Below are 14,446 nucleotides of genomic sequence, written 5' to 3'. Positions count from 1 at the left end.
GTTTTATAATGCACGCAGAGATGAGCACACCCGTACGCATGTGCGTGATATGCCGCAGACGCTTCCCAAAGCGGGAACTTAAGCGTCATGTGGCATGCGGGGCCGGCGCCCAGGAGCAGCCAGGGCTCGTCCACGATCCGAAGCAGACCATGCAGGGGCGCGGTTATTATGTCTGCTCGGACGAGGCATGCGAAAGACGGCTAGCTGGCTACAGGGCCAGGCAGAAGAAATGCAAGGGGGTTGCGCATGGCAGATAAGATGAAAGTAAAAGACCTGGCGGCCGAGCTGGGCATCGGCAACAAAGAGTTGCTCAACAAGCTGAGGGAGCTGGACATTCCAGTCAAGAGCCTCATGAGCAGCCTGAGCGACGAGCAGGTCGTGGAGATCCGTTCACAGCTTTCTGGTGGCCGTCCGTCCACGGAAGTCATCCGCAAGGAGATCCAGCCTGGAGTCGTTGTTCGCCGCCGCAAGCGGGCTCGTCCCGGCGCTCCCGAGGAGGCCGAAGGCGAGGAAGGCTTGATCGAGGCGGACGAAGAGCTCGCTGCCGAAGCCCCCGAGGCGGTCGAGCACAAAGCCGAGCCAAAAATCGCGCAGACTCCTCCCGCCCCCGAGGAGCCGGCCCAGGAGCCCCCATTGGAGACGACTTTCGCGGATGCCAAGATTATTCTAACCCCCGAGCAGAACCAGGCGTTCAGCGTAGCCGAACCCGAAGTCGCCCCCGAGCCCGCTCCCGACGTCAAGCCCCGGCCCAAGGATGATATTTATCCTGACCTTGGCGCGGATACATCGTCGTTCACTCCCAAGGAAGCACCTTCGGAAATCCTCACAGGCGCTCCGCTGGGGCAAGAGGATCAAGATCTGTCCGGTGGTGAAGCTCCTGCCGGCATGGCCAGCGACAAACGCGCTCCCGAAGTCGCCGGTCCTGAAGAAGCACCTGTGCAGGCCCATATCTCCGGCACACAGGTGGAAACGGAGGAAGGCCAGCTCGACGAGCACGGCCGTCGCAAGCGCAAGCCCAAGCGCCCCACGGAGAAAGAAAAGTTCAGCGGTCCTCAGGTGCGGATTATCGCCAGGCCGGAGCCGGCCCCGGCGAAGCCCGTGCAGCCGGCGCAGCCGCGACCGCAGCTCGATCAGCGTCCTCAGGCTGGGCAGCGTTTTCAGCCGGGGCAACGCCCCGAGCGGCCCGATCTGCGCCCCGACTTGAGGCCTGATCTGCGCCCTGATTTGCGGCCTGACCTTCGACCTGACCTGCGCCCAGGAGCTGGCCGGCCCGGTGGTCCCGGTGGACCTGGACGGCCCGGTGGATTCGGCGGACCCGGTGGTCCAGGCCGGCCTGGTGGCCCCGGTGGTCCTGGTGGCCCCGGACGTCCCAGCGGTCCCGGCGGTCCCGGCGGCCCGCGTCCTCCATTCCGGCCCGCAAGGCCTGGTGGAGCTCCGACCGAAACGGTCCCCACCTCCGAGGAGGCGCGCAGGCGGCGCAAAAAGGATAAGCGAGTCGTCAACTTTGGCGGCGAGGTCGTTGACGGCGCGCGCGGTGCCGACGTGAAGCAGAAGAAGGCCGCCGTGGCCGATCTCGGCGACCGTCCCACACGCGGCAAGGTCCGCAAGGGCAAGAAGTCCCGCGGCCTCATGCAGCCTGAGCTGACCGGTACGGCGCCCATGAAGGCAGCCAAGCGCAAGCTCAGAATCGACGAGGCCATCCGCGTCTCCGACATGGCCCATCAGATGGGCATTAAAGCGCCCGAGATCATCCGTGTGCTCATGGGTCTCGGCGTGCTGGCCACCATCAATCAGGCCCTGGATATCGATACGGCCACGGTTGTGGCCCAGGAGTTCGGTTACGAAGTGGAGAAGGTCGGCTTCTCGGAAGACACCTATCTCCTGCCGACCGAGCCGGACGCAGCCGAGACGCTCCTGTCCAGGCCCCCGGTAGTAACCATCATGGGCCACGTCGACCACGGCAAAACCTCGCTCTTGGACGCCATTCGCGTGTCCAAGGTCGCGGATGGCGAAGCTGGCGGCATTACCCAGCACATCGGCGCCTACCATGTGACCACCGCGCGCGGCGAGATTGTCTTCCTGGATACGCCGGGCCACGAGGCCTTCACGGCCATGCGCGCTCGCGGAGCCCAGGTCACCGACCTTGTGGTGCTCGTGGTGGCAGCCGATGACGGCGTCATGGAGCAGACCCGCGAAGCGGTGAGCCACTCCAAGGCCGCAGGCGTGCCTCTGGTGGTAGCCGTGAACAAGATGGACAAGGAAGGAGCCAACCCCGACCGCGTCAAGCGCGAGCTGGCCGATCTCGGTCTCTCGCCCGAGGATTGGGGTGGTGATACCATTTATGCCTACGTATCTGCCAAGCAGAAGGAAGGCATTGACGAACTGTTGGAGATGATCCTGCTGCAGGCCGAGGTTCTCGATCTCAAGGCCAACCCGAATAAGCCGGCTCGCGGCCACATCGTCGAAGCCAAGCTGGACAAGGGTCGCGGTCCCGTGGGTACCGTGCTCATCCAGGAAGGCACCCTGCGCCAGGGCGATTCGTTCGTATGCGGTCTGCGCTTCGGCAAGGTTCGCGCCATGTTCGACGACGCCGGCCGCAAGATAAACGATGCCGGTCCGGCCATTCCGGTGGAAGTCCAAGGCTTCGACGGCGTGCCTGATGCGGGTGACGAGTTCGTGGCCGTTGCCGACGAAAAGGTGGCCCGGCGCATCGCCGAGGCTCGCCAGATCAAGCAGCGCGAGCGCACCCTGGCCAAGGAGACCAAGGTCACCCTGGAGTCCTTCCTCCTGTCCAAGCCCAATGCCGAGCTCCAGACGCTCAACATCGTGCTCAAGGCCGACGTGCAGGGCTCCCTGGAGGCCATCTCCGAGTCCCTGCGCAAGCTGTCCACCGAGGCGGTCAAGATCGATATCGTACACAGCGGCGCGGGCGCCATCTCCGAATCGGACATCCTGCTGGCCTCTGCCTCGGATGCCATCATCATCGGATTCAACATCCGTGCTACGGCCAAGATCCGCGAGATCGCCGACCGCGAGAAGGTGGAGATGCGTTACTACGACGTCATCTACAAGCTCGTGGACGAGATCCGGGATGCCATGACCGGCATGCTCGCGCCGGTCATCAGCGAGCAGTACCTTGGCCAGGCCGAGGTGCGCGACACCTTCAGCGTGCCCAAGGTGGGCACTGTGGCCGGCTGCGGCGTCACCGACGGCAAGCTCTTGCGTAATGCGAGCGTGCGCCTGCTGCGCAACGGCGTGGTAATCTACACGGGCAAGCTCTCGTCGCTGCGGCGCTTCAAGGACGACGTCAAGGAAGTCGCCAAGGGCTACGAGTGCGGTGTGGGTCTTGAGAACTTCAACGACATCAAGATCGGCGACGTCATCGAGGCTTTCGAGCACGTGGAGACCAAGGCCACGCTGTAGAAGAGGTTTGATATTAGAGGATGATGATAGGAGTACTGCGCCTGGAGTTCGCGCTGCATGACAATGATTCGCTCAAGGGCAAGCGTAGCTTCACCAACAGCATGAAGCAGAAGCTGCGCAACAAGTTCAACGTGTCCGTGAGCGAGATCGAGTCCCAGGACAGCCACACGCGACTAGTGCTCGGCGTGGTCACCTGCGGACCCGATACCCAGGCTGTGCAAGGGCGACTGACCAAGGCGCTCAACATGGTCGAGGCTGCATCCACCGAAGATCTGGTGGACTGCTCCACCGAGTACTTCAGCGACTGATAGACATGACTACCGGCCGGGGCTAACCCGGCCGGTTCGTCTGAGGATACCAATGAAGCACGCCACATCAAGACGATCCGTGCGCTTGAGCGAAGAGATCATGCGCGAGCTCGGCAACCTGCTGGCCGAAGAGGTCCAGGATCCCAGGCTCGAGCTGATTACCGTGAGCGGCGTGCGCCTCAATGCCGACATCTCCGTGGCTGAGGTCTTCGTGACCTACTCAGCGGAGCTGCACCCCCGCGAGGACGTGGACAAGGCTCTGGAGAAAGCCAAGGGCTTCCTGCGCACCCGCTTGGGCAAGCGGCTCAAGCTGCGTAAAGTGCCGGAACTGCGCTTCCGCTTCGACGAATTCCTCGAGACCATGGTCTATGAGCATCCCGAGTAAGGACATCGCCCACATCCTGCGCACGGAAGACGACTTCCTGGTCACCGCGCACGTGAATCCCGACGGCGACGCCATCGGGTCCATGGCTGCAGTGGGTTTCGTGCTGCAGCGCCTGGGCAAGCGCTTCACGTTGTACAACCAATCCGGTCTGCCTCGCGACTTCGCATGGCTGAGCCTGCCGGCGCCCATCGCGACGTCCATTCCCGACTGCCCTGCCTGCTGGACCATCACACTCGATTGTGGAGATCTGCACCGAGCCGGCGATGCGCTTATGACCTGGGTGGACCGCCAGCGGCTCATCAACATAGACCACCACCTGGGCAATCCGGGTTTCGGTTCCGTCAACTGGGTGGACACCTCCATGGCTTCCACCAGCCAGATGGCCGCTCAGATCGCGCGGGAGTTGGGCTTTCCCCTGGAAGGCTCCCTTGGCGAAGCCGTGTTCCTGGGCCTGACCACGGATACGGGCAGCTTCAGCTACGACAACACCACGGCCCGCGTCCTGGAGTTGGCCGCGGAGATCGTGCGCCTGGGCCTCAAGCCCGGCCAGTTCAACGCCAAGCTGCAGAATCAACAGCCCCTGGAACGCATTCAGCTCTGGAGCCGCGTTCTGAGCCGCACACAGCTTCTGGATAGCGGCAAGATCGCCTTGGTGACCATCACCCGCCAGGATCTGGATGCAACCGGCACCGGCATGCAGGACACGGACGGCATTATCAATACCGTGCGGCGCATCAAGGGTGTGGCCGTTGCCGCCAGCCTGCGCGAGGACGGTCCCAAAGAGATCAAGTTTTCCCTTCGCTCGTCCGGCAACGTGAATGTTCAGCCCATGGCCGCGTCCTTCGGCGGCGGCGGGCACAAGAATGCAGCCGGCGGGACTATTTTCGCATCCATGTCCGAGGCCGAAAGCAGCCTCGTCCAAGCCCTGCGCACTTTTGCGGAGACTCTCTAGCATGGGCCGCCGCAGGCGCAGAGAGGATACGCGCCAGCTCCACGGGGTGCTGGTGCTCAACAAGCCGTCAGGCCCCACGTCCACCGATTGCCTCAACCGCATCAAACGCGAATTGGGACAGCCGGTCATCGGCCATGCCGGAACCCTGGACCCTCTTGCCTCGGGCGTGCTCGTGGTGCTTCTTGGCAAGGCTACCCGCCTGGCGACGCATCTCCTGGGCGCGCGCAAAACCTATCAGGGAGCCTTGCGTCTAGGGCTGGCCACTGATACCTACGACATTCAGGGTAAAGTTGTCGAAGAACGGCCTTGCGATGGATTGGATCCCGAAGAGATCCGCCGGGCCGTCCTTGACTGGAAAGGCACTTCGCTGCAGGAAGTGCCGGCCTATTCCGCAGCCAAGCACCAGGGGCGTCCCCTGTACGAGTTGGCCCGCGCCGGAGAGGAAGTCCCGGTCAAGGAAAAAGACGTGACGGTTTACACGGCGGAAGCGCTCATGGTGCAACCGCCCGAGGTCGCCTTCAGGGTGGCCTGTTCCGCAGGAACCTATGTACGCTCCCTGGTCCACAGCCTGGGGAAGCGACTTGGGTGCGGCGCGACAATGACCGCGTTGACCCGTGAGGAGAGCGAGCCATTCAGTCTCGGCCAGGCCCATGGCCTGGAGGAGACCCTGTCCGACCCCGAAGGGTTCGGAGCCAGGGTCCTGCCCATAGCCGAGGTCCTGAAGGGTTGGCTCCAGGTGGAGCTTGGCCCGGACGAGGCAAAAGGAGTGCGCAACGGCATGCGCATCCCCGTAGCCCCGGATCTGGCCAAATCCGCGAGCCCCGGCGTCAAGGCCCTGCTCTCCGAGGCTGGAGAGCCGTTGGCCCTGGCCGAGGCCCGTCACCTGGAAGGACGCCTCAAGTGGGTCATTTTGCGGGGATTGTTCTAGCGCCGCTATATGATAGAGGCAGCATTTAAATAACAATGATCCCTAATCGGAGGATACCGCTGTGGTAATGACAGCTGCTCAGAAGAGCCAAGTGATCGAGGAACATAAGAAGCACGAGGGAGACACCGGCTCCCCCGAGGTGCAGGTCGCCCTGCTGACGGCCCGCATCGAGTACCTGACCGGCCACTTCAAGACCCATACCAAGGACTACCACTCGCGTACGGGTCTGCTGAAGCTGGTCGGCCAGCGCCGCAAGCTTCTTAACTATCTTAAGAAAGTGGATGTGCAGCGCTATCGCGACCTGATCGCGAAGCTCGGCATCCGCAAGTAGGCCAACGGAGAGGCCCCGCATACGCGGGGCCTCTCCGCATGCCCCCTAGCTTTGTTTTAGTTGGCTGTCGCCGGGCGCCCTTCTCTCGGATACAACCCGAAGGACCCTCGTCGCAGTCCAGCTAGAACCTTGGGGGGTTACCGTACACGCGTCAACTCGCGAGGTTTCATGCATGCTTAAGCCATTCGAACCCATCCGAATATCGACAAACGTCGCCGGCATCGACATCGAGCTGGAGACGGGCCGTTTCGCCAATCAGGCTGACGGCGCGGTGCTCGTGCGTTCCGGCGATACAGTGGTCCTGGTCACGGCCGTGACACAGGCTCTGCCCGAGGACAAGGGCTTCTTTCCCTTGACCTGCAACTACCAGGAAATGTCCTATGCCGCGGGCCGCATTCCCGGCGGCTACTTCCGCCGCGAGATCGGCCGTCCCAGCGATCGTGAGACCTTGGTCTCCCGGCTCATCGACCGGCCGCTGCGCCCCAGCTTCCCCAAGGGCTTCCGCGACGAGGTGCAGATCATCGCCACGGTCCTGTCCGCGGATAAGAACGTCAACCCGGACGTACTCGCCGTAACCGGCGCCTCGGCCGCCCTGCACATCTCCAAGATCCCGTTCAACGGTCCCCTGGCCAGCACGCGCGTGGGCTACGTGAACGGCGGATTCGTCGCTTTCCCCACCTACCAGAACATCACCGAGCTCTCCAGCTTGAACATGGTCCTGGCCGCCTCGCGCAACGCCGTGGTCATGGTTGAGGGCGGCGCCGAGTTCATGTCCGAGGACCTGCTGGCCGAGGCCATCGCCTTCGGCCATAAGATGATCATTCCGCTGTTCGATCTGCAGGACGAACTGCGCGAGAAGATTGGCAGGCCCAAGATCGCCTTCACCCCGCCAGCCGAAAAAACCGAGTTCATGAGCATCGTGCGCGAATTGGGCAAGGCCAAATTCGATGCCGCGCTGTCCATCGCCGCCAAGCTTGAGCGCAAGAAAGCCCGCTCCGAGGTCAAGGACGAGGTCCTGCGCATCCTCTCCGAGCGTGACCCGGAAAATGCCGACAAGATCAAGAAGGACCTTCCTGAAGCCATGGAGGCTCTCGAGAAGGAAATCATGCGCGAGCGCATCAAGAGCAGGGGCGTGCGCATCGACGGCCGCGATCTGACCACGGTGCGGCCGCTGTCCATCGAAGTCGGCCTGCTGCCCCAGACTCACGGCTCGGCCCTGTTCAAGCGCGGCGAGACATCGTCCCTGGCCATCGCCACCCTGGGCTCCTCGCGCGACGAGCAGCGCATCGAGACGCTTACGGGCGAGATCACCAAGGGCTTCATGCTGCATTACAACTTCCCGCCCTTCTGCGTGAACGAGGCCCGTTTCCTGCGCGGCCCGTCGCGCCGCGAGATCGGTCACGGCAACCTCGCCGAGCGCGCCATCAAGCCCGTTCTGCCCGCCGACGGCGAATTCCCGTTCACCATCCGCGTGGTGGCCGAGACCATGGAGTCCAACGGCTCCTCGTCCATGGCCGCGGTCTGCGGCGGTTGCTTGGCGCTCATGGACGCCGGCGTGCCCATCAAGGCCCCGGTTGCCGGCATCGCCATGGGTCTGGCCAAAGTCGATGACGATTACTTCGTGCTGACCGACATTCTCGGCGACGAAGACGCCATGGGCGACATGGACTTCAAGGTCGCCGGCACGGCCGAGGGCGTCACGGCCATCCAGATGGATATCAAGATTGCGGGCATCCCGCAGGAAGTGCTCGCGCGCGCCCTGGCCCAGGCCAAGGAAGCCCGCATGCTCATCCTTGAGGAGATGGCCAAGATCCTGCCGGCGCCGCGCACGGACCTGTCCGAGCTGGCTCCGCAGTACGATGTGGTGCAGATCAACCCCGAGAAGATCCGCGAAGTCATCGGACCCGGCGGCAAGAACATCAAGGCCATCACCGCGGCAACCGGCGCGGACATCGACATCGAGGACTCGGGCCGCATCCAGATCTTCGCGCCCACCTCGGAATCCATGGTCAAGGCGCGGGAAATGGTGCTCTACTACGATCAGACCCCGGACGTGGGCAAGAACTACGTAGGCACCGTGACCAAGATCATCGACTGCGGCGCCATCGTGCAGATCATGCCCGGCGTGGAAGGTCTGCTGCACGTTTCGCAGCTTGATGTGGACCGTGTTGAGAACGTCGCCGACCTCCTGTCCACGGGACAGGAAGTCACGGTCAAGGTCGTGGAAGTTCAGCCCAACGGCCGAGTGCGCCTGTCGCGCAAGGCTTGGCTCATGGAGCAGGCTGGCCAGGAAGTTGACCTGGGCGCTTTCTCCGCCCCTTCCGGCGGAGGCCGTGGCGGTGACCGCGACCGTGGCGGACGCGGCGGCGACCGTGGTGGACGCAGCGGCGGAGGCGGCGGCGGACGCCGATAGATCCAGCTGCCCGCAGGGCTAGCGGATAGACAAATGATAGGCCGGGGGCGTTATGCTCCCGGCCTTTTCGTTTCACCTTAAGCACATCGCCTACGAGATGACACCGCTCGCTCCCTGACCAGCTTCGGCCAGAAATAGAATGCCTAGGCTCCCATCTCCCCGTCAAAGTGCCGGGCGATGCAGCACCAAACCACACCATGAGAGCTACAACTCGCGCATCGAAAACGCCTTTCCCTCCACACTACTGCGCTGCTATGCTTCCAGTCGTCGATTCGCCCTTAGCGGACGACAGATACTCTAGGCAGGAGGAGCACATGCGCTGGAAGACCGGACGGCGTAGTGAGCACATCGAGGATCGGCGCGGCATGCGCATCGGCCGGGCAGGCATCGTCGGCGGGGGCATCGGCATGGTCGTGCTGGCCCTGCTGGCCATGTTCCTGGGCGTCGATCCGGGCGTTATCCTCGGGCCGGGCAGCCCCGTGGCCACGCAGGACAACCGCCCGCCCACGGCCGAGGAGCAGGAGCTGGCCGACTTCACGTCCGTGGTCCTGGCCGAAACCGAGGACGTCTGGGGCGGGATCTTCCAGAGGAATGGCGGGACGTATCGCAAGCCCACGCTCGTACTGTTCACGGATGCTGTGCAATCGGCCTGCGGCACCGCCAGCTCGGCCGTAGGACCCTTCTACTGCCCGCTGGACAGTCAGGTCTACCTGGACCTTGGCTTTTTCGAGCAGCTCAGCCGTCAGTTGGGCGCGCCCGGCGATTTCGCCCGGGCCTACGTCGTCGCCCACGAGGTCGGCCATCACGTGCAGAACCTCCTGGGCCTGAGCGGGCAGGTGCGTGAAGCGCAGCAGCGCATGGACGAGTCCCAGGCTAATCGGCTCTCGGTGATGCTTGAGCTGCAGGCCGACTGCTTCGCCGGGTTATGGGCCCACTACGCCGACCGCGAGCGGAATATCATCGAAGAGGGCGACATCGACGAGGCTCTCAATGCAGCCAGCCAGATCGGCGACGACACCCTGCAGCGCAGGAGCCGGGGCGAGGTCGTGCCAGACTCTTTCACCCACGGCTCCTCGGAGCAGCGCATGCGCTGGTTCATGCACGGCTTCACGTCCGGCGACCTCAATTCCTGCGATACGTTTGAATCGGACGATCTATAGCAGGATGAGCCGTGAGATTGCCGCGCCTTTCCAGATGTTGTCGCCGCCGCCGATGAGCCCCAGGAGAGCGCCCAGGCTCGCGCCGGCAGCCGCACCCAGCGCGCCTCGTCCAGCCGCGCCGCTGGCCATGCGGCTGAAAGCCTCGGAATCGTGGATCAGACGCTGAGCCTCGTCCACGCTATAAGGCACATCCCAAGGTACAAGGCCGCTCTCCTCGCGAATCAACTCACGAGCACGCCCGCGTAGCCCACCACCTGGGTATAGTCCCCGCTGGTCTCGCCCGATGTCGCGTAGGCCACCAACTCGGCCTTGCTGGCTTCCAATGACTCGGCCGCGGTCAAACCCACGGTCATGGGCATGATGCCGCACATGGATATGCCGCTCTCGCGCACAACACGGTAAGCCTCGGACGGATTCAGGGCCAGGATAGGCTCAAGAGCCATGGAATCCCAGCGCTTGGCCTCCTCATGGGTCACGTAATGGCTCATGTCCGAGCTGACGACCATTGATACGGGATGCTTCCAGCTCGCCAGCACCCTGCCAATGGCCGCGCCCACCTCCAGCAATACCTCGAGCCTTGGCTCAGCCACCGCGATGGGTATGATGGTCGTTTCCGAATCGATGGCGCGCAGGAACGGCAGCACAACCTCCAGGGAATGCTCGCGGACATGGGCGGTCTGGTCGGCCACGAGCCGCGCATCGGCCTTTATGATGGCCTTGGCCAAGCCCTCGTTCACGTTCAGGCCGCCGCCGGGCAATTCCCATATCCCATCGCTCCACACGGCGAAACGACTGCCCATGCCCGTGTGATTCGGCCCCAAAAGCAGGACGGTCTTGGCCAGGTTGGCTCGCCCCAGTGTCTGGCCTGCCACGGAGCCGGAAAAAACGTAGCCGGCATGGGGCGTCATGGCCAGGATGGTGTGCTCCTGGGCCTTAGCGCCCGCCTTGGACAGGTATTCGCCGACCATGGATTCGAGCTGGTCGGCCTGGCCTGGGTAGAACTGCCCGGCCACCACGGGTCTGCGGTTCATGGAACACCTCCTTGAGCAATGCATGGCGCTGCTTAAATACTAACGCAAAGCATCGGACCGGGGAAGCGGGATAGGCGACAGTTCGCACGATCGTACAGTCCAGCACGCGCTGTCGCCGGGCTTACACGCGAAGACTGCCATCCATGCAACGAAACGGCGCTGCCCCGGCCTTTCAGGGGGCCGGGGCAGCGCCGAAGGATATGTGAGACCTCAACCAGCTTGCGGGCGTGCATGCAAGGAACGGAGGGGCGGACCTTCTTGGCCGCACAACCGTTCTTCCAGGGACGTTAACGCCCTGCGGCCTCGTCGATTTCGGGGCGGTAGCGGTCCACCTTTCGCTCCAAGGCCATGGATTCGAATGTGGATGCAGCCATGCGGCCAAAAAGGCTGTCGGGCTTCTTCTTGATGAGTTCGTTCAAATTCCGCCTCCATTCGCCGTCGTTGCCAAGGCCGCGATGAATCTCGGCCAGGCGGAAACGGGAGGCGGGCCATTCAGGGTCGGCATCCGTGATGCGTTTGTCGTATTCCAAGGCCCAGTGCAGAGCCTGTTCCAACTGGTTAACCTTGCGGCAGACCTCCACGAGGGAGAGGAGGCAGTCCTTGACCTTCTCCTTGTCGCGGCCGGACTGGAGGAACAGATTCAGAGCCTCGTGGCTGTAGAGATACTGGTTGCGGAAGTCTTCCTTCTGGGCCGCGGCGCGCGACATGTAATACAAGGCATAGCCGCGCTGCTCGGTTTCAAGCTGCATATCCGCAGCCAGCTTGGTCCAGATGGGCAGGCTCAATTCTGGCTTGCCCAGATTTTCCAGGGCCAGGGCCAGGGAGAAATCGAACTGACGGCGACGCTCCGGAGGCAGGTTCCACTTCTCGACCACTTTGGACATGGCCTCGATCTGCCCCCAGGCTTCCTCTTCCAGGTAGATGTGCACGGCCAACATCATGGCGCCTTGGGAGCTTTCGCCCTGCATGGCGCCCGCCAGCAGCGGCTTGGCGATCTCCAGGGCGTCGCCCGGGCGGCCCACCGAACTCATGCTCGTGGCAACCAGAAGCCTGGTCTGCGGACTAAGGGAGTCCCCACGCTTGGCGAGGAAGGGATAGCGATCCCATGTGTCCACGATGCGCGCGAAGTTCTCCTCCTGCGCCATATGCCGGGCATTCTGCTCGAAAGCCTTGAGCCCAACGTCCAAAGCCTTGGGCGTCAACTCGCTGCTCGGGAAAAGCCGCAGCATTGTGTTCACGTCGGCCAGGGTGTCCAAATAGCGATTGCTGAAAAGATGCCACATGGACAGCTTGAGCTGGGCCAAAGGCGCCAAGGCGCTCTTGGGGTACTTGCGGACGATCTGTGTATAGATCTCCTCGGGCCGCAGGTTGAACGGCCTGTCGAATACCTTGTACATCTGATCCAGTGTCGGGCTGTCGTAAATGCCTTCTTCGGCCAGGCGCATCTTGGCCACAAGGCCACCCTCGTCCTCGGGGTAGCGAGCGGCCACGGTGCGGTAGATATCACGCGCCGCGTTGCGCTGGCCGGCTCGCAGATATATGTCGCCGATGCGGGCCAGGATCACGTCGTTGCCCGTGGCGGCAGGCTGCATGTTGTAATAGTTCCAGAGGTCGTCCTTGGCCTCGCCGAATTTCTGCAACCGGTTGGCCAGTTCGCCGGACAGCCTCAGGAACTCGGGATCCTCGATGTAGAAACGGGGCCAGCGCTTATCGATGAAGTCCACGATCTGATAGGCCTGCTCGTAATACTCCAATTTTTCCAGGGAGCGGGCCAAGCCCAAGGACGCATCGCGGATAATGGGCGAGTCGGGATGGTCCTGGACCACGACCTGATAGGCGTCGGCCGCCTCGCGGTACTTGCCTTTACGGTAGTAGTAATCGCCCCAGTAAAAATCGATGTACGGGACATTCAAGTCTTGGGGATACTTCTCCGTCAGGATTTTGAAATAGGCGCTGGCCTCGGGGATGTTGTCCACGCGCAGATGGGCCAGTCCGAGCTGCAGGAGCGCCTGCGGCACCTTCTCGGAGTCGGGCTTGAAGTTGATGGCCGCCTCCAAGGCGCCCACGACCTCGTGGAAGTGGTCGCGCAAGGTGTCGCGGTAAAGGTTGTACGAGGCCTGAGCCAAATTGTGCAGCACTTCCTCGCGCATATTCCCCTTGACCTCGGGGTTGGCGCGCAGCTGCTTATAGACTTCGATGGCCTCTTTGTACTCGCTGTTGATGAAATGCCGCACCGCCACCTGGTACAGCTCCTCGTGGGTCAGGATCGGCTTGCCCTTTTCATCCACTGGGCCGGTATCGTCCGTATCCTTGGCCGCTGTGGCAGCCGTCTTGTCGTTGGCCACGCCTTCGGCCTGTTCCGTGCCTGACGCAGGTTCTGTCACAGGCTTGGCGGTCTGGCCTTCCGGGGCCGTCGAGCTGGCTTGTGGAACTGGAGATGCCTGCACGGCGGGCTTGGTTTCGTTCCCGGGCTGACCCGCGGCTGGAACAGCTTGAGGGGCAGGCGCATCTTTGAGAGATGAGGGAGCCGGAGGAGCCGGAGGAGCCGGGGGAGCCGGAACGGCTGGAGCGGCAGCCGTGGAGCCGGCGGAAGCCTCGGGCTGCTTCGCCTGGCCCCGTACAGGAGCGATGTTCATGGCCACCTTGGGCCCCTGGCCGATAACCGGCGTGGTGCTGTAGGTCGTGGCCTCTTCAGGTCCCACGGAGCGAATCGGAGCGCGCAGGGAATAGGGCACGGAAAAGAAAGGTCTGCCCGCGGTCGGAACAGTCGAATCAGTGGCCTGGGCCTTAGCTTGCGGCCTTTCAGGCGCAATGCTTGCCGTCTCGGTCGCGGGCGCGGGACCGGCCTGTTTGGCGGAAACGATCGCCGGCCCAGGAAGAGCTGGCGCTTCAGCGGTCGCGGCAGGAATCTTTTCAACCGGCTTGGAAGCCGCGGGTGCGGCATTGTCGGCGGGCTTGGCTGTGACGACCTTGGCCGGTGAACTCTGCCCGCCGTCAGGGCGGGGCGACTGGTCTGGTTCAGGCGCATCCAGAGGTCTGGGCTGGCGCAGAGCCACTTGGGTTCGGTCCGCTGCGGTCCACTGGCTGCCCATGCTGTCCACGAAAACGGTCAGTTGGAGCTGGTTGGCTCCAGGGCCCTCCTCGGCGACATAACCGAAAGCCATGTCGGCCATGGTGACGCGCACGCCGCCGGTCACGTGGTGCAGGAAGCGGATGAGCCGTCCCTTGACCTCCGAGTCTGCCGGTCGCTTCTCCCGCGCCCAGGCCGTCTCGTCAAAACGAAGGATGACCTCGCGCTCGCCTGTGCGGGATACGGCGAAAGCTGGAACGCCCGACGGGAAGGTGAGTACAAGCCGCTCAACCTCGCCGCTGGAGACTGCCGAATAGGTCACGGCTTCCAGGCGCGCTGGCAGGATGCCTCCGAGCAGTACGCACAATATCAGGCATGGCAGCCTGTTCAGTATGGCCACGGATTTCGACCTCATGGAGCCCGGACAAGCAAAATGTGTGCACAA

The 14,446-nt window shown here is 63.3% G+C and carries 12 protein-coding genes; 9 read left to right on the top strand and 3 right to left on the bottom strand.

All coding sequences use genetic code 11. From position 1 onward, the window contains the following. Positions 1 to 8 precede the first annotated feature (8 nt). The 9 genes from H585_RS22695 to ypfJ all read left to right on the top strand — a co-directional run bounded on the left by H585_RS22695 (position 9) and on the right by ypfJ (position 9,900). Positions 9 to 257 (top strand): YlxR family protein, encoded by a 249-nt coding sequence (locus tag H585_RS22695; RefSeq protein ID WP_014261620.1) that lies wholly within the window; start codon positions 9 to 11, stop codon positions 255 to 257. Then, a complete protein-coding gene (gene infB / locus H585_RS0115620) occupies positions 247 to 3,423 on the top strand; it encodes a translation initiation factor IF-2 (RefSeq protein ID WP_027368509.1) in 3,177 nt (1,058 codons plus the stop codon). The genes H585_RS22695 and infB overlap by 11 nt, the downstream gene beginning before the upstream one ends. A 20-nt stretch (positions 3,424 to 3,443) precedes the next feature. Further along, complete coding sequence (locus tag H585_RS0115615) at positions 3,444 to 3,731, top strand: DUF503 domain-containing protein (protein ID WP_005984347.1); 288 nt, start codon at positions 3,444 to 3,446, stop codon at positions 3,729 to 3,731. Between the two features lie 52 nt (positions 3,732 to 3,783). Beyond that, positions 3,784 to 4,116, top strand: coding sequence for a 30S ribosome-binding factor RbfA (gene rbfA, locus H585_RS0115610; protein WP_027368508.1), 333 nt, complete (start codon positions 3,784 to 3,786; stop codon positions 4,114 to 4,116). After that, complete coding sequence (locus tag H585_RS0115605; protein WP_027368507.1) at positions 4,100 to 5,068, top strand: DHH family phosphoesterase; 969 nt, start codon at positions 4,100 to 4,102, stop codon at positions 5,066 to 5,068. The genes rbfA and H585_RS0115605 overlap by 17 nt, the downstream gene beginning before the upstream one ends. 1 nt (position 5,069) lies before the next feature. After that, positions 5,070 to 5,996, top strand: a complete 927-nt coding sequence (truB, locus tag H585_RS0115600) for a tRNA pseudouridine(55) synthase TruB (protein WP_027368506.1) — start codon at positions 5,070 to 5,072, stop codon at positions 5,994 to 5,996. Positions 5,997 to 6,057: 61 nt separating this feature from the next. Continuing rightward, positions 6,058 to 6,327, top strand: coding sequence for a 30S ribosomal protein S15 (rpsO, locus tag H585_RS0115595; protein ID WP_014261624.1), 270 nt, complete (start codon positions 6,058 to 6,060; stop codon positions 6,325 to 6,327). Positions 6,328 to 6,499: 172 nt separating this feature from the next. Next, complete coding sequence (gene pnp, locus H585_RS0115590) at positions 6,500 to 8,740, top strand: polyribonucleotide nucleotidyltransferase (RefSeq protein WP_027368505.1); 2,241 nt, start codon at positions 6,500 to 6,502, stop codon at positions 8,738 to 8,740. Between the two features lie 314 nt (positions 8,741 to 9,054). Beyond that, a complete protein-coding gene (gene ypfJ / locus H585_RS0115585) occupies positions 9,055 to 9,900 on the top strand; it encodes a KPN_02809 family neutral zinc metallopeptidase (protein WP_027368504.1) in 846 nt (281 codons plus the stop codon). On the opposite strand, the gene H585_RS0115580 is transcribed toward ypfJ, so the two are convergent. The 3 genes from H585_RS0115580 to H585_RS0115570 all read right to left on the bottom strand — a co-directional run bounded on the left by H585_RS0115580 (position 9,895) and on the right by H585_RS0115570 (position 14,401). After that, a complete protein-coding gene (locus H585_RS0115580) occupies positions 9,895 to 10,077 on the bottom strand; it encodes a hypothetical protein (protein WP_027368503.1) in 183 nt (60 codons plus the stop codon). The genes ypfJ and H585_RS0115580 overlap by 6 nt on opposite strands. Positions 10,078 to 10,121: 44 nt before the next feature. Next, positions 10,122 to 10,931 (bottom strand): AmmeMemoRadiSam system protein B, encoded by an 810-nt coding sequence (amrB, locus tag H585_RS0115575; protein WP_027368502.1) that lies wholly within the window; start codon positions 10,929 to 10,931, stop codon positions 10,122 to 10,124. A gap of 287 nt (positions 10,932 to 11,218) precedes the next feature. Then, entirely contained in the window at positions 11,219 to 14,401 is a 3,183-nt protein-coding gene (locus tag H585_RS0115570) for a tetratricopeptide repeat protein (RefSeq protein ID WP_027368501.1), read from the bottom strand. Between the last annotated feature and the right edge of the window lie 45 nt (positions 14,402 to 14,446).

Origin of the sequence: Desulfocurvibacter africanus subsp. africanus DSM 2603 (assembly GCF_000422545.1) — a bacterium.
Lineage (GTDB): Bacteria > Desulfobacterota > Desulfovibrionia > Desulfovibrionales > Desulfovibrionaceae > Desulfocurvibacter > Desulfocurvibacter africanus.
Note: the sequence above shows the minus strand (reverse complement) of the source record. Positions and strands in the feature narration are given on the sequence as shown.